Below are 13,561 nucleotides of genomic sequence, written 5' to 3'. Positions count from 1 at the left end.
GGATATCCCGATGCGACCGGCTGCCTGACAAAGGCCCTTGTTGCGCGACCAGACGGAGAAGATTGCATGCGCGGCAAGCGTCACCAGAATGCGGCGAAGAACGGCAAGGGTCGCTCGGGTTCGGAACCGGTCGAGGCCCGCCAGGAGGCCGGCAAGGCGACGCTCGAAGGGCGCAGCTTCCTTTATGTCGGTGGCCGTGATTGCCAGGTGGCGCACTTGCGCGAAATCGCCAGCTCCTTCGGCGCCGAGTTGCTGCACCACGACGGTGGCCTGCGTGAGGCCGTTTCGCGTATCGACCGCGTGCTGCCGTCTGTCGACTGCGTCTTCTGCCCGATCGACTGCATCAGCCATGACGCATGTCTTCGCGTGAAGACCGGCTGCAAGAAGTGGGGCAAGGCCTTCGTGCCGCTGCGCAACGGCTCGAAGTCGAGCCTGGAACGCGCGCTCCAGGACCTGACCACCAGCCGCAACGAGCGGTAATCCTCTGAAAGACAAGACGAGAATTTGCAATGAACGAAGAACGTCCCGACCTCGCCATGATGATCGGCTTGCACAAGCTGGCGGCCCAGCAGGGCGACGGCCTGGTGCCCGAGCTCTACGAGATCCTGACGCGACGGGCGCGCATGGTGGAAGAGAATACCAATGTCGCCGAGTTCCCCACCTGGCAGGCGCGCCCGCCGGTGCGCGACCCGTTCGGGCTTGCGGAGCCGAAGGAAGGAACTATCCTCGCCTTTCCACGGGCCACAAGCGATGCCGCCCTCAAGAAGGAAAGTGCCTAGCAATTCCAGGAAAAGTGCGAAGCGGTTTTCCGTCCGGAAATGCGTAAGCTAGGAAGCAATTCCAGGAAAAGTGCGAAGCGGTTTTCCGTGCGGGGTTGCGTCCATTCAAAGAGTTGGATCGTTTTGCCGTATCGGTGAAAGGACCTAGGAGACCAAGATGTTTGTTGCCATGAACCGTTTTCGTATCGCCATCGGCCACGAAGAGGCTTTCGAAGCGGTGTGGAAGGAGCGCGATTCCAGCCTGTCGGAGATGCCCGGCTTCGTTTCCTTCCACCTGCTGCGCGGCGACAGCGTGCCGGAGGAGGGCTACACGCTCTTCGTCTCGAACTCGGTCTGGAAGGACAAGGATTCGTTTTCAGCCTGGACCAAGTCGGAGAATTTTCGCGCGGCCCACAAGAACGCCGGCGAGAACAGGGCGATGTATCTCGGTCCGCCGAAGTTCGAGGGTTTTTCGGCCGTTGAAGGCGCCTGATCCGCGCGCCGGCGCGGACATATGATCCTGATTTTGCGTGTTATTCGCCTCCCGGATGGACCTCTCCGGGAGGCGAATTGTTTTTGGGGTCAGGCCGTCTTCTTCGGCAGGAAGGCGCCGAGCGAAACGGCGAGCCACCCCGCCATAATCGTCGTGCCGCCGAGCGGAGCGGACATCGGGAAGAGGCCGTGGCCTGTAACATGGCGCATGGCGAGATCGGCCGAAAACAGCGCGGTGCCAACCGCGATCAGGAGCGCGGCAACGGCCGCCGTTCGAAAGTGCGGCCAGGCGGCGTAGAGCGCCACCAATGCCGGGGCGTGGGCGAGGCACATCGCCGAAATGCCGGCAAGCAGCCTCGGGTCATCGCCATGCGAAGCGGCGGCCGCGCTGACGACGCCGGTCAGGCCCATCAAACCGGCAACAAATAGCGTCGTGGCGCGAAATCCGCTGTGCGACATGGTCATTCCTTGTTCTGCATGTGAAGGGCGAGGCGGGTGATCGGGTCGAGAATGATCTGCCGGAGCTTGGGATGGTCGATCGTTTCCTCAAGCGCGCGGGTAAAGCAAAGCAGCCACTCGTCCCGTTCCTCGGGCCCGATCTCGGCGACGAAATGGCGACGGCGCAGCATCGGATGGCCGCGCTTTTCGACATAGATGGGCGGCCCGCCGAGCCAGCCGGTCAGGTACTCGTAAAACTTCTCTTCGCTTCCGGAAAGATCGGGCGGATGCACGGCACGGCAGCGCGCCGCTTCCGGCAACGTGTCCATCAGCTCATAGAAACGGCGCGTCAGGGCGCGGACCGTCGGGTCGCCGCCGATGGCTTCGTAGAGGGTCGTGGTTTCCGGTTCCGCCATGCTCTGCGTCCTTCGTTCGTTCGGTCCTAGCGCGCCGCGACCGGGCGGACAACGGTTTTCAGAACGCGAATTTGCGGCGTTTCATCGCGGTCAAACAACACTTCTCTTGACAAACCGTCCAGACGGTATCTTTATGGATGCATGACCGAAGCCCATCGTCGCAAGAAACAGCCGGAACAGGTGCGCCAGCAATTGCTGGAGGTTGCCGCACGCCTTTCGCACGAGCAGGGCGTGGCTGGCATCACGCTCGATGCCGTGTCGCAGGCAGCCGGGGTCAGCAAGGGCGGGCTGCTGCACCATTTCCCGAACAAGCTCGCGCTGCTCGACGGGCTGTTCGACGACTTGGTGACACGGTTCGATCGCGAGATCGAGGCGGCGATGGCGCGCGATCCGGTGGCGAAGGGGCGCTTTACCCGCGCCTATATCGACGTCTGCTTTGCGCTCGATCCGGCCACCGACGTGCCGGGCTGGCGCATGCTGACGATCGCGCTCATTGCCGAGCCGCATCTGAAGAGCCGCTGGCGCGACTGGGTCAGCCGGCGTTCAGTGGAGTTCGCGGAAACGGACAGTTCGGCCGGCTGCGTGCTTGCCCGCTTTGCCTGTGACGGGTTGTGGCTCGCGGATCTGATGCAGAGCCACGATCTCGATGCCGGCGCGCGAGCCGGTCTCGTTGAAAATCTCAAGGCGCTTTCGGCGCAATAGATCACTTCATCGTTTCATCGAAACACTGAAATGATCTAAGTCTTTGAAATCACGCAGGTCCGGACGGAAACCGCTTTGCACTTTTCCTGGAACTGCTCTGGTCCGGAATGGAGTCCCCGATGAACCCCGCCATGCTCTATACCGTCCTGGTTGCCGCGATCGTCTTCGAAGTGCTCGGCACCTCGGCGATGCAGGCCGCGCAGCATTTCACCCGGCTGGGGCCGACGGTGATGATGGTGGTCTGCTATGCGATCGCCTTCTTCTTCCTGTCCTATACGCTGCGCTTCATCCCCGTCGGCATCGCCTATGCGGTGTGGAGCGGGCTCGGCATCGTGCTCATTTCGCTCGTCGGTTACTTCGCCTTCGGGCAGAAGCTCGATCTGGCGGCGATCCTCGGACTGGGGCTGATCATAGCAGGCGTGGTGGTCCTCAATCTCTTTTCCAAGTCGACCTTCCACTGAAGCGGTCGGCAGCGCCTGTCCTCAAGCGCCCTGCGGTGGCGCGGTCGATTCCCTGAGGATTAGTTCCACCGGCCAGAGTTCGTGAACCTCTTCGGTCGGCCGGCCTGAGAGAAGCTGCAGCACGAGGTCGGCCGAGCGCGCGCCCGCCGCACGCATCGAAGAGCGTGTCGCCGAAAGCGACGGCACCATGTTGTCCGCCGTTAGGTAAGGGAACACGTCGTCATGGGCGATGACCGAGACCTCGCGGCCGATCTCCATGCCCATGGACCGTGCTGCCCGGTAGATGCCGAGCGCTGTCATCATCGAGCCGGCAACGAAGGCGGTCGGGCGGGGCGTCTGCTCCAGGAACGAGCGCGCGAAGCGGAAGCCGAGTTCGTCGGTAAAGTTGCCATGGGCGACGAGGCGCGGATCGAAGGCGATGCCGCGCGCCTGCAGCGCGTCGCGGTACCCCTTGTCGCGGTGAAGCGAGAAAGTGCGGCCTTGCCGGCCGTTGATCATGGCGATGCGGCGATGGCCGAGATCGATGAGATGCGAGGTCGCGCGGCGGATCGCGCCTTCGTTGTCGATGTCGAGCCAGGCGTGCGGCACGTCGATATCGGAGCGCCCGTGCACGAGGAAGGGCATGCCGAGCTTGTGGAGGAGGGCGATGCGCTCGTCGTTCGGTTCGGGCGAGTGTACGATCACGGCGTCGACGCGGCCGCTGACGGCGAGCCGGCTATAGAGCTGGATTTCGCCCGTGGGGTTCTTGTCGTCCATTGGGCTGACGAGAATGTCGATATCCTCGGTGCCGAGCCGTTCGGCCAGGCCACCCATGAACTCGGAAAAATGGAACTCGCCGGAGCGGCCCATGACCACGCCGATCGCGCCGGCCCGACCGGTGGCGAGCCGCACCGCATTGATGTTCGGACGATAGCCAAGGCGGGTTGCCTCTTCGGCCACGCGCTTGCGCGTCTTTTCGCTGACTTCGGGATAACCGCTCAGCGCCCGGCTGACCGTCGTCGGCGAAAGCCCCAGTTGTTGTGCGAACTCCCTCAGCTTCATTCGAAATGCGTTTCCTCAAGCCTAGCCCGGTCCCAGAAATATACATCTTCGCTGCCCGTAACAATCGGTTTGTCGGGGACGCCAGGTTCTACAGGCCGGGTACGGATTTTACCAAACCGTTTTAAAATAATACAGTTCCCCTTTGATTTTATGGGGTTCTGTGAGGGGCGGTCGATTTTTCTCTCCTATTGCTATTTGTTTGAAAAACAAAGATTATTTGTAATAATCCACGCCAAATGGACTTTTCTAAGTGTGTGGATTGACAGTTTTTCCGTCTTCTGCCAACTTTTTCTTATCCAAACCGCTTTCGAATTTGCCGAGGAGCTTTCGTGCGGTGGAGGGGGAACAGGAGGAGTCGACCCAATGACAACCACGCTCAATGTGCTGAGTTTTTGTGCCGCAATCGTTGCAGCCGGGACGGCTGGCGCCGCCGAGCTTTCGCTCGCCGCCAACACGACCGGGAAGAACGTCCATTTCATTCGCGAACAGCTGGACATTTTCGAGAAGCAGACCGGGCACAAGGTGAGCCTGGTCACCATGCCGCCATCGAGCAGCGAGCAGTTCAGCCAGTACCGGCTGTGGCTTGCCGCCGGAAACAAGGATGTCGACGTCTACCAGACCGATGTCGTCTGGGCGCCGCAACTGGCCGACCAGTTCGTCGATCTGACGGAGGCGGCAAAGGACGTTGTTGGCCAGCACTTCCCGTCGATCATCGCTTCGCAGACGGTGAACGGTCGCCTCGTGGCCTTGCCGGTTTTCACCGATGCACCGGCACTGTTCTATCGCAAGGACCTGCTCGAAAAATACGGCAAGACGCCGCCGAAGACCTGGGACGAGCTGGCTGCGACCGCCAAGGAAATCCAGGAGAAGGAGCGGGCCGCCGGCCAAGCCGATCTCTGGGGCTATGTCTTCCAGGGCAATGCCTATGAGGGCCTGACCTGCAACGCACTCGAATGGGTCAAGTCGTCGGGCGGGGGCCAGATCGTCGAGCCCGACGGCACGATCTCGATCAACAACGAGAAGGCGGCCGCCGCAATCGACCGGATCAAGGGATGGGTCGGCACGATCTCGCCGCAGGGCGTGCTTGCCTATCAGGAGGAGGAATCGCGCGGGGTCTGGCAGACCGGCAATTCCGTCTTCATGCGCAACTGGCCCTATGCCTATGCGCTCGGCAATGGCGATGACAGCGCGGTGAAGGGCAAGTTTGCCGTCGCGCCGCTGCCGACGGCCACCGATGGTGACCAGCCGTCTTCGACGCTCGGCGGCTGGAACGTCGCCGTCTCCAAATATTCCGACGACCAGGAGGCGGCGATTGCGCTCGCCAAGTTCCTGTCGTCCGCCGAGGTGCAGAAGCGCCGGGCGATCGAGCTTTCGAACCTGCCGACGGTTGCCGCACTCTACGACGATGCGGAGGTCGCCAAGGCCCAGCCGTTCATGCCGGCCTGGAAACCGATCTTCGAAAGCGCGGTGCCGCGCCCGTCGGCCGTCACCAAGGTCAAATACAACGAGGTTTCCGCCAAGTTCTGGAACGCGGTGCACAACTCGCTTTCCGGCAACGGCACGGCAGCGGAAAATCTTGAACTGCTCGAAGTCGAACTCACCGAGATGAAGGGCGACAACTGGTGATCCTCCCGGGGGCGAGGGGAGTGCTTGTCAAGCCTCCCTTCGCTCCACCGAGCCACCGCCTTTTCTCTCCGATCAACCGCTCGGCCGTGCGCCGAATGGCAAGGGTGAGTACAGACATGACCGACATTTCCGTCGCAGACCCGCCTTCCGCCCTTGGGCAGCAGGCCCGGATCCGCTCCGATCTCAACGCCGAGCGCATCCGCTCCGCCTGGATCTTTCTCGCACCGACGCTTCTGGTGCTGGCACTCGTCGCCGGCTGGCCGCTCATTCGCACAGTCTATTTCAGCTTCACCAATGCGTCGCTGACCAACCTCGAAGGCGCCGAGTTCGTCGGCTTCAAGAACTACCTTTCCTGGATCACGCTGAAGAGCGGGCGCACCGTCTATAACGGCCTGCTTGCCGATCCGGCCTGGTGGAACGCCGTCTGGAACACGCTGAAGTTCTCGGCCGTTTCCGTCACCATCGAGACGGTGCTCGGCCTGATCGTCGCGCTGGTCCTGAATGCGAATTTCCCGGGCCGCGGGCTGGTGCGCGCCGCAATCCTGATTCCCTGGGCGATCCCGACGATCGTGTCCGCCAAGATGTGGGCCTGGATGCTCAACGACCAGTTCGGCATCCTGAACGATCTTTTGCTCGGCCTCGGCCTCATCAGCCAGAAGGTCGCCTGGACCGCCAATCCGGAGACCGCGATGGTCGCCGTTTTGATCGTCGACGTCTGGAAGACGACGCCGTTCATGGCGCTCCTGATGCTGGCCGGCCTGCAGATGGTACCGTCGGATATCTATGAGGCGGCCAAGATCGATGGCGTGCATCCGCTCAAGGTCTTCTGGCGGTTGACGTTGCCCTTGATCCGGCCGGCGCTGATGGTGGCGGTGATCTTCCGCATGCTCGATGCGCTGCGCATCTTCGATCTCATCTATGTGCTGACGCCCAACAACGCGAAGACCAAGACGATGTCGGTGCTCGCGCGCGAAAACCTGTTCGACTTCGACAAGTTCGCCTATGGCGCCGCGGCCTCGACGATGCTGTTCCTGATCATCGCGGCGATCACCGTCGCCTACATGTGGTTCGGCCGCGTCAATCTCGAAGGAGAGCGCTGATGGTTGCCACCCTTGCCAAGCGCACGGCGTTCTACGCCCTCGTTGCCGCCATCATCGTCATGGCCGTCTTCCCGTTCTACTATGCGGTGCTGACGAGCTTTAAATCCGGGACGGCGCTGTTCCGGGTCGACTATTGGCCGACCGAGATCTCCTTCGACAACTACGCGGGCATCGTCACCAGCAGCGGCTTCCTGCGCAATCTCGCCAATTCGCTGCTGGTCGCAACGATCGTCGTTGCCGTGTCGTTGCTCCTGGCCGTCACCGCTGCCTATGCGTTGGCGCGAGTGCGGTTCCGCGGTCGCGGGCTCCTGCTTCTGACGATCCTGTCGGTGTCGATGTTTCCGCAGATCGCGGTGCTTGCCGGCCTCTTTGAACTCATCCGCTCGGTCGGCATCTTCAACACGCCCCTGGCGCTGATCTTTTCCTACATGATCTTCACCTTGCCGTTCACGGTCTGGGTGCTCACCACCTTCATGCGCGATCTGCCGGTGGAGATCGAGGAAGCGGCGATCGTCGATGGCGCCACACCCTGGGTGATCATCACCCGCGTGTTCATGCCGCTGATGTGGCCGGCGCTGGTGACGACGGGGCTGCTCGCCTTCATCGCCGCCTGGAACGAGTTCCTGTTCGCGCTGACCTTCACCTCATCGGACAGCCAGCGCACGGTGCCGGTCGCGATCGCGCTGCTCTCGGGAAACAGCCAGTACGAAATTCCGTGGGGCAACATCATGGCCGCATCGATCATCGTCACCGTGCCACTGGTTGTTCTCGTGCTGATCTTTCAGCGGCGGATCATCTCCGGGCTCACCGCCGGTGGCGTCAAAGGATAAGGGGAGAAAATATGGCAGAGCTTCAATTGCGCAACATCCGCAAGTCCTTCGGCGCCTTCGAGGTGATCAAGGGCGTCAGCATGGATATCCGGGCCGGCGAATTCATGGTCTTTGTCGGGCCCTCCGGCTGCGGCAAGTCCACGCTGCTGCGGCTGATCGCCGGGCTCGAAGACATCTCATCGGGCACGCTGTCCTTCGACGGCCAGGTGGTCAACCAGTTGACGCCGTCGAAGCGCGGCATCGCGATGGTGTTCCAGTCCTATGCGCTTTACCCGCATATGACGGTATTCGAGAACATGTCCTTCGGCATGCAGCTTGCCGGCAAGGACAAGGAGCAGTGCAAGAAGCGCGTCGAGGCGGCAGCCGAGATGCTGCAGCTGACGCCCTATCTGCAGCGGCTGCCGCGGCAGCTCTCCGGCGGCCAGCGCCAGCGCGTGGCGATCGGCCGGGCTATCGTGCGTGATCCCAAGGTCTTTCTCTTCGACGAGCCGCTCTCCAATCTCGATGCGGCGCTGCGCGTTGCGACCCGCATCGAGATCGCCAAGCTGCATCGCAGCATGCACAAGACGACGATGATCTATGTCACCCACGATCAGGTCGAGGCGATGACACTGGCCGATCGGATTTGCGTGCTACGGGATGGCCGGGTCGAACAGATCGGCACGCCGCTCGAACTCTATGAAAGCCCGAACTCCGTCTTCGTCGCCGGCTTTATCGGTTCGCCGAAGATGAACTTTCTGTCCGGCGCACTGGCTGCGCCCTACGATGCCCATACGATCGGCATCCGAGCGGAGCATCTGGAGATCAAGGCGAGTGGGGGTCAATGGTCGGGAACGGTGGTGCATTCCGAAATGCTGGGGTCCGACAGCTACATTTATCTCGATATCGGCGCTGGCGAACCGGTCATCGTCCGGGAAGGTGGCACCTCGCATCACCGGCCGGGTGAGACAATTCACATCGCGCCGCTCGGCGGCAACATCCACCGCTTCGATGCATCGGGGCAGGCTCTCGGCCGCGCACCCATGAAAGGGGCTGCCTGACCAGACCTCGATCAAGCTGAAGACACCCAGAGCTTCGGGGTCGCCAATTCCTGGCGGCCCCATCTATCGTAAGACGACAGGCCCGTAACGGGCGAACACGCAAGGAGAATGGCCGTGCCTATCAGAACAGTTGTTTGGGGCGAGAATATTCACGAGCAGACCAACGAAATCGTCCGCAGCATCTATCCAAACGGGATGCACAACACGATCGCGGCGGCGCTGAATACGGAAGCTGCGATCGAGGCGACGACGGCGACGCTGCAGGAGCCGGAACATGGCCTGAGCGTCGAGCGCCTTGCCAACACCGATGTGCTTCTCTGGTGGGGCCACAAGGACCACGGCGCCGTCAGCGACGAGATCGTCGAGCGCGTTGCCAAGCGCGTCTGGGAGGGCATGGGCCTGATCGTGCTGCACTCCGGCCACTTCTCCAAGATCTTCAAGCGGCTGATGGGCACGCCCTGCGCGCTGAAATGGCGCGAAGCAGGCGAGCGTGAGCGCGTCTGGGCGATCAATCCGCGTCACCCGATCGCCGAAGGCATCGAGGAGAACTTCGTGCTCGAGAACGAGGAAATGTACGGTGAGCAGTTCTCGGTGCCGGAGCCGCTCGAAACCGTCTTCATCTCGTGGTTTGCCGGCGGGGAAGTGTTCCGCTCGGGGCTGACCTGGCGCCGCGGTGCCGGCAACATCTTCTATTTCCGTCCCGGCCACGAAACCTACCCGACCTATCACGACGCCAATGTCCAGAAGGTGCTGCGCAATTCGGTGAAGTGGGCCTACAACGCCGACAACCGCTACACGGCGATCCACGACGCACCAAACGTACCGGTCGAAAAGGCGCTGGAACCGATCGTCGAGCGCGGCCCCAGGCTGCACCAGGCCGGCGAAGCAGGATACAGGTGAGCATCATGCGTCTTCTCATTGTAGGAACCGGCGGCATGGCAAACAGCCATGCCCAGGCCTTTGCCAAGATCGAAGGCGTCGAGATGGTCGGCGCTGTCGATGTCGATCCCGCCCGGGCCAAGGCTTTTGCCGACAAGCACGGCATTGCCGCGACCTTCACCTCGCTCGACGAGGCGATCGCCTGGGGCAAGTTCGATGCGGCGACGAACGTGACGCCCGACAAGGCGCATCACCCGACGACGCTGGCGCTCATTGCCGCTGGCAAGCATGTGCTGTGCGAAAAGCCGCTCGCCGAGAATTATGCCAAGGCGGCAGAGATGGCGGAAGCGGCCGAGCGTTCCGGCCTTGTGACCATGGTCAACCTCACCTACCGCAACGTCGCGCCGCTGCAGAAGGCACGCGCAATGGTGCTTGCCGGCGAGGTCGGCAAGCTGCGCCACCTCGAAGCGTCCTATCTGCAGAGCTGGCTCGTTTCCAAGGCCTGGGGCGACTGGGCGACGGAATCGCAATGGCTGTGGCGGCTCTCGACGAAGCACGGCTCGAACGGCGTGCTCGGCGATGTCGGCATCCACATTCTCGACTTTGCCGGCTATGGCGCGGGCACGGACGCCGCCCGGGTCTTCGCGCGGCTGAAGACCTTCGACAAGGCGCCTGATAACCGCATCGGCGAGTATGATCTCGACGCCAATGACAGCTTCGTCATGACGGCCGAGTTCGGCAACGGCGCCATGGGCGTCGTCCATGCCAGCCGCTGGGCGACCGGGCATCTGAACGAACTCCGGCTGAGGCTACACGGCGACAAGGGTGCCCTCGAAGTGGTGCACACGCCCGATGGATCGACGCTGCGTGCCTGCCTCGGGGCGGACGTCGAAACCGCGACCTGGCGCGATGTCGATGCGGGCACCGTCGCGACGAACTACGAGCGCTTCGTGGCCGCCGTCCGTAAGGGCAAGACGGAGGAGCCCGGGTTCCGCCATGCGGCGAACCTGCAGAAAGTGCTCGACCTCGCGACGGTGACGGAAGCCGAGCGGCGCGAGCTGCCCGTCTAACGAGAGTGACGGTCGGGGGTGTTGCTTTTCGCGGCTCCCCCGCTTTCCGGCGGTGTCCAAGGGGTCACTGCCGAGCCGACGGTGTTTTCCATCGATTGGCCGAGACGCCGCAGCTGCCCGTCGTAGTTCCTGCGGGTGTTGGGATCGAAGATCATGATCGGCGTCGAAACCGCCAGGCTCGCGGCATTGCCGACCGTCTGCGTGGCGCCGAGCGTGACGGCGCCGATGCGTTCGCCGAGACCGACATCGGAATCGGTCACGGTCTGGCCGGCGATCAGCCGGTTGCCAAGCAGGCGCACGACTTCGGGGCTTTCGGCGAACTTCCCGTGGTTGAGCTTGTCGCCGCCCTTCAGCGCTGTCAGATCGATGACGCTGATGCCGGCCTGTTCCAGTTGCGTGCGATAGGGCTCGGCGGTCGGGTCAATCTGGCCGAGGCGGTCGACATTGCCGGAGATACGCCTCGACAAGGTCAGCGCCCGGTCGTCGCGCGATACGAACAGCGTGAACTTCGGGCGCTTCGTACCCATGGCGCGGATCTGCTGGCCGAAGACGTCGACGTCGAGGTCGGGCGACGCGAGGATGACGTCGGTGATCTTGGGCGCGATGCGTCCGTCGCGGATCGCCATCTGGCGCAGTGCCTCGACCGTCACCCACGACCCCATGGAATGGGCCATGACGGTGATTTCGCCGACAGCAGGATTGCTTGAGGCACGCCGCAGCAGTTCCTCCAGCGCGTCGCGCGAATAGTTGGTGCTTTCCTTGTCGTAATTGTAGTCGAATATGCTGGCGCGCGAGGGCCAGGTGAAGATGACGGGCGCGACATCGGTGCCGCTGTCGTGCACGATCTGGGCAAAACGATAAACGGCGTCTTCGTAGCGGTTGTTGAAGCCGTGAACGAAGATCAGTACGCGCCGGGTTTTCGGCAGATGACCTTTCACCCAGTTCTGCACGTCGTTGCCCTGATTGAGCGGCGTGACGCTGACGGTGGAGAAATCCCGCTCCGGATTGGCGGGAAGCTTCGTCGGCCATTGCACCTGGCCGACCTTGCGGTTCTTTTCCGGCGGAATGGAGACGGCAATTTCCGTCAGCGAAAGCTCGGCTGAGCGTTCGCCGCTAAAAAGCACGCCCGGCTCGGTGGAGGGGGCACGGGTGGTTGCGACCAGCAGATCGACCTTGGAGGCGCCACCCGTCGTGCCCGAAGGGACGAGCACGCCCACGGGGCGTCCGGCGCAGGCCGCAAGGGTGGCCACCAGGAGAAGCGTCGCAGCGATGCGGCCCCAGGGCCTCTCCGAGCCCGCAAGAGAAAACGAACGCACCACCAACCTCCCTGTGCCGCATCATGCAGCATGTCGGCCCGATCCGTGGGCCCAAGCCATTCTCCTTGCATGAGAAACGCTGTGTTTTCATCCCTTGGCTGGGGTTCGAAGCCCTGCGGCACCGTGTTTGCCAGCGGCTATGCGGCAATCATGCAACATTTCGCTACAGGCAGGCCTGGGTAAAACCCCCTGATATTCATTGAAAAGGCTTTGGGCTTTCACTAGCATCGCTTCGACTTTCCCCTGGACGCGACCCGAACGGCCCGTCCGATCTCCCTGAAATGATAAGGAAATTCAGGAATGCAGGCGGTTTTCGATGGCCATAACGACGTGCTTCTGCGTCTGTGGCAGAACGCCCGGAAGGGCCAGGACCCGGTACGCGAATTCGTCGACGGCATCGACCAGGGCCATATTGATGCGCCGCGCGCCAAGGCGGGCGGTCTCGTTGGTGGCCTCTCGGCAATCTACGTGCCCTCGGGAGATCTCGTCCTGCAGCCGCCGAACGAGAACGGTCACTACGAAACACCGCTTTCGGCACCGCTCGAGCACCTGCCGTCGCTGGCGATCGCCATGGAGCTCGCCGATATCGCCGTCCGCCTCGACCGGGCAGGGGCGTGGAAGCTCTGCCGGTCGACCGCCGAAATCCGTAGAGCGGTCGAGGCCGGCGTCTTCGCCTCGGTCCTCCACATGGAAGGCTGCGAAGCGATCGGCGCCGATCTTTCCGCGCTCGAAACGTTCTATGCCGCTGGCCTGCGTTCGCTCGGGCCGGTCTGGAGCCGCCACAACGTCTTCGGTCATGGCGTACCGTTCTCCTATCCGATGTCTCCGGACACCGCACCCGGACTGACGGACGCCGGCTTCGAGCTCGTGCGGACCTGCAACCGTCTGGGCATTCTGATCGATCTTGCACACATCACCGAGAAGGGCTTCTGGGACGTGGCGAAGACCACCGACCAGCCGCTGGTCGCCAGCCATTCGAATGCGCATGCGCTGACCCCGGTCGCGCGCAACCTGACCGACAAGCAGCTCGACGCCGTCCGCGAAAGCAAGGGCCTCGTGGGGCTCAATTATGCGACGACGATGCTGCGCGCCGACGGCCAGGAAAATGCCGCAACGCCGCTTTCCGACATGGTGCGCCATGTCGACTATCTCATCGAGCGCATGGGCATCGACTGCGTCGCACTCGGGTCGGATTTCGACGGGGCAACGATCCCCGAGGAGATTGCTGATGCGGCCGGTAGTCAGGCGCTCGTTGCGGCGCTCAGAAGCGCCGGATATGGTGATGCCGAACTGGCAAAGATATGCCGGGAGAACTGGTGGAGAGTTCTGGGACAGGCTTGGCACGAGGCCGCCTGAACCCATGAAGAAGGGGCCCAAAAGGGCGCAAACGAG

16 protein-coding genes are annotated in these 13,561 nt (G+C 62.7%); 12 read left to right on the top strand and 4 right to left on the bottom strand.

Going from position 1 to position 13,561, the window contains the following annotated elements; translation table 11 throughout:
* The first annotated feature begins 66 nt into the window (after window positions 1-66).
* The 3 genes from IB277_RS32890 (at window position 67) to IB277_RS32880 (ending at window position 1,251) form a co-directional block, all read left to right on the top strand.
* On the top strand, window positions 67-480 hold the full coding sequence (locus IB277_RS32890; RefSeq protein ID WP_034794019.1) for a DUF2325 domain-containing protein: 414 nt from the start codon (window positions 67-69) through the stop codon (window positions 478-480).
* A gap of 29 nt (window positions 481-509) precedes the next feature.
* A complete protein-coding gene (locus tag IB277_RS32885) occupies window positions 510-779 on the top strand; it encodes a hypothetical protein (RefSeq protein ID WP_034794016.1) in 270 nt (89 codons plus the stop codon).
* 157 nt (window positions 780-936) lie between these two features.
* Entirely contained in the window at window positions 937-1,251 is a 315-nt protein-coding gene (locus IB277_RS32880) for an antibiotic biosynthesis monooxygenase (RefSeq protein WP_110819518.1), read from the top strand.
* Between the two features lie 89 nt (window positions 1,252-1,340).
* Here IB277_RS32880 and IB277_RS32875 read toward each other — a convergent pair whose 3' ends face one another.
* Both IB277_RS32875 and IB277_RS32870 read right to left on the bottom strand, forming a co-directional pair.
* Window positions 1,341-1,709 (bottom strand): DUF423 domain-containing protein, encoded by a 369-nt coding sequence (locus tag IB277_RS32875; RefSeq protein WP_060582456.1) that lies wholly within the window; start codon window positions 1,707-1,709, stop codon window positions 1,341-1,343.
* Window positions 1,710-1,711: 2 nt separating this feature from the next.
* Window positions 1,712-2,104, bottom strand: coding sequence for a group II truncated hemoglobin (locus tag IB277_RS32870; RefSeq protein WP_034794012.1), 393 nt, complete (start codon window positions 2,102-2,104; stop codon window positions 1,712-1,714).
* A gap of 141 nt (window positions 2,105-2,245) precedes the next feature.
* On the opposite strand from IB277_RS32870, the gene IB277_RS32865 reads away from it, so the two are divergent.
* Both IB277_RS32865 and IB277_RS32860 read left to right on the top strand, forming a co-directional pair.
* Complete coding sequence (locus IB277_RS32865; protein WP_110819519.1) at window positions 2,246-2,806, top strand: TetR/AcrR family transcriptional regulator; 561 nt, start codon at window positions 2,246-2,248, stop codon at window positions 2,804-2,806.
* A gap of 119 nt (window positions 2,807-2,925) precedes the next feature.
* Window positions 2,926-3,267, top strand: coding sequence for a multidrug efflux SMR transporter (locus tag IB277_RS32860; RefSeq protein ID WP_034794243.1), 342 nt, complete (start codon window positions 2,926-2,928; stop codon window positions 3,265-3,267).
* Between the two features lie 21 nt (window positions 3,268-3,288).
* Here the strand turns inward: IB277_RS32860 and IB277_RS32855 are convergent, their stop codons facing one another.
* Entirely contained in the window at window positions 3,289-4,308 is a 1,020-nt protein-coding gene (locus IB277_RS32855) for a substrate-binding domain-containing protein (protein WP_110819520.1), read from the bottom strand.
* 363 nt (window positions 4,309-4,671) lie between these two features.
* Here IB277_RS32855 and IB277_RS32850 point away from each other — a divergent pair, with 363 nt between their 5' ends.
* The 6 genes from IB277_RS32850 to IB277_RS32825 all read left to right on the top strand — a co-directional run bounded on the left by IB277_RS32850 (window position 4,672) and on the right by IB277_RS32825 (window position 10,853).
* Entirely contained in the window at window positions 4,672-5,934 is a 1,263-nt protein-coding gene (locus IB277_RS32850) for an ABC transporter substrate-binding protein (RefSeq protein WP_051659303.1), read from the top strand.
* Window positions 5,935-6,050: 116 nt separating this feature from the next.
* Window positions 6,051-7,034, top strand: coding sequence for a carbohydrate ABC transporter permease (locus IB277_RS32845; RefSeq protein ID WP_034794007.1), 984 nt, complete (start codon window positions 6,051-6,053; stop codon window positions 7,032-7,034).
* Window positions 7,034-7,864 carry a carbohydrate ABC transporter permease gene (locus IB277_RS32840; RefSeq protein WP_060582429.1) on the top strand — a complete coding sequence of 277 codons (831 nt, stop codon included), beginning with the start codon at window positions 7,034-7,036 and terminating at the stop codon, window positions 7,862-7,864. Before IB277_RS32845 ends, IB277_RS32840 begins: the two co-directional genes overlap by 1 nt.
* 11 nt (window positions 7,865-7,875) lie before the next feature.
* A complete protein-coding gene (locus IB277_RS32835; protein ID WP_090298172.1) occupies window positions 7,876-8,904 on the top strand; it encodes an ABC transporter ATP-binding protein in 1,029 nt (342 codons plus the stop codon).
* 108 nt (window positions 8,905-9,012) lie between these two features.
* The gene (locus IB277_RS32830) at window positions 9,013-9,804 is read left to right on the top strand and encodes a ThuA domain-containing protein (RefSeq protein ID WP_089045619.1); all 792 of its coding nucleotides are present in this window, start codon (window positions 9,013-9,015) and stop codon (window positions 9,802-9,804) included.
* 5 nt (window positions 9,805-9,809) lie between these two features.
* Window positions 9,810-10,853, top strand: a complete 1,044-nt coding sequence (locus tag IB277_RS32825) for a Gfo/Idh/MocA family protein (protein WP_090298331.1) — start codon at window positions 9,810-9,812, stop codon at window positions 10,851-10,853.
* Here IB277_RS32825 and IB277_RS32820 read toward each other — a convergent pair.
* A complete protein-coding gene (locus IB277_RS32820) occupies window positions 10,850-12,124 on the bottom strand; it encodes an alpha/beta hydrolase (RefSeq protein ID WP_371589992.1) in 1,275 nt (424 codons plus the stop codon). The two genes, IB277_RS32825 and IB277_RS32820, sit on opposite strands and share 4 nt — an antisense overlap.
* Before the next feature lie 345 nt (window positions 12,125-12,469).
* Between IB277_RS32820 and IB277_RS32815 the strand changes: the two genes are divergently transcribed.
* On the top strand, window positions 12,470-13,525 hold the full coding sequence (locus IB277_RS32815) for a dipeptidase (protein ID WP_034794001.1): 1,056 nt from the start codon (window positions 12,470-12,472) through the stop codon (window positions 13,523-13,525).
* Window positions 13,526-13,561 lie beyond the last annotated feature (36 nt).

The sequence above is a fragment of the Ensifer sp. ENS07 genome (assembly GCF_014852185.1).
GTDB lineage: Bacteria > Pseudomonadota > Alphaproteobacteria > Rhizobiales > Rhizobiaceae > Ensifer > Ensifer adhaerens.
Note: the sequence above shows the minus strand (reverse complement) of the source record. Positions and strands in the feature narration are given on the sequence as shown.

Excerpts from the sequence above, each read along its gene's own strand:
- IB277_RS32890 (WP_034794019.1), top strand. The coding sequence starts at position 67 with ATGCGCGGCAAGCGTCACCAGAATGCGGCGAAGAACGGCAAGGGTCGC.
- IB277_RS32870 (WP_034794012.1), bottom strand. The coding sequence starts at position 2,104 with ATGGCGGAACCGGAAACCACGACCCTCTACGAAGCCATCGGCGGCGAC.
- IB277_RS32860 (WP_034794243.1), top strand. The coding sequence starts at position 2,926 with ATGAACCCCGCCATGCTCTATACCGTCCTGGTTGCCGCGATCGTCTTC.
- IB277_RS32835 (WP_090298172.1), top strand. The coding sequence starts at position 7,876 with ATGGCAGAGCTTCAATTGCGCAACATCCGCAAGTCCTTCGGCGCCTTC.
- IB277_RS32825 (WP_090298331.1), top strand. The coding sequence starts at position 9,810 with ATGCGTCTTCTCATTGTAGGAACCGGCGGCATGGCAAACAGCCATGCC.
- IB277_RS32845 (WP_034794007.1), top strand. The coding sequence starts at position 6,051 with ATGACCGACATTTCCGTCGCAGACCCGCCTTCCGCCCTTGGGCAGCAG.
- IB277_RS32865 (WP_110819519.1), top strand. The coding sequence starts at position 2,246 with ATGACCGAAGCCCATCGTCGCAAGAAACAGCCGGAACAGGTGCGCCAG.
- IB277_RS32885 (WP_034794016.1), top strand. The coding sequence starts at position 510 with ATGAACGAAGAACGTCCCGACCTCGCCATGATGATCGGCTTGCACAAG.
- IB277_RS32850 (WP_051659303.1), top strand. The coding sequence starts at position 4,672 with ATGACAACCACGCTCAATGTGCTGAGTTTTTGTGCCGCAATCGTTGCA.
- IB277_RS32855 (WP_110819520.1), bottom strand. The coding sequence starts at position 4,308 with ATGAAGCTGAGGGAGTTCGCACAACAACTGGGGCTTTCGCCGACGACG.
- IB277_RS32875 (WP_060582456.1), bottom strand. The coding sequence starts at position 1,709 with ATGTCGCACAGCGGATTTCGCGCCACGACGCTATTTGTTGCCGGTTTG.
- IB277_RS32815 (WP_034794001.1), top strand. The coding sequence starts at position 12,470 with ATGCAGGCGGTTTTCGATGGCCATAACGACGTGCTTCTGCGTCTGTGG.
- IB277_RS32880 (WP_110819518.1), top strand. The coding sequence starts at position 937 with ATGTTTGTTGCCATGAACCGTTTTCGTATCGCCATCGGCCACGAAGAG.
- IB277_RS32840 (WP_060582429.1), top strand. The coding sequence starts at position 7,034 with ATGGTTGCCACCCTTGCCAAGCGCACGGCGTTCTACGCCCTCGTTGCC.
- IB277_RS32830 (WP_089045619.1), top strand. The coding sequence starts at position 9,013 with ATGGCCGTGCCTATCAGAACAGTTGTTTGGGGCGAGAATATTCACGAG.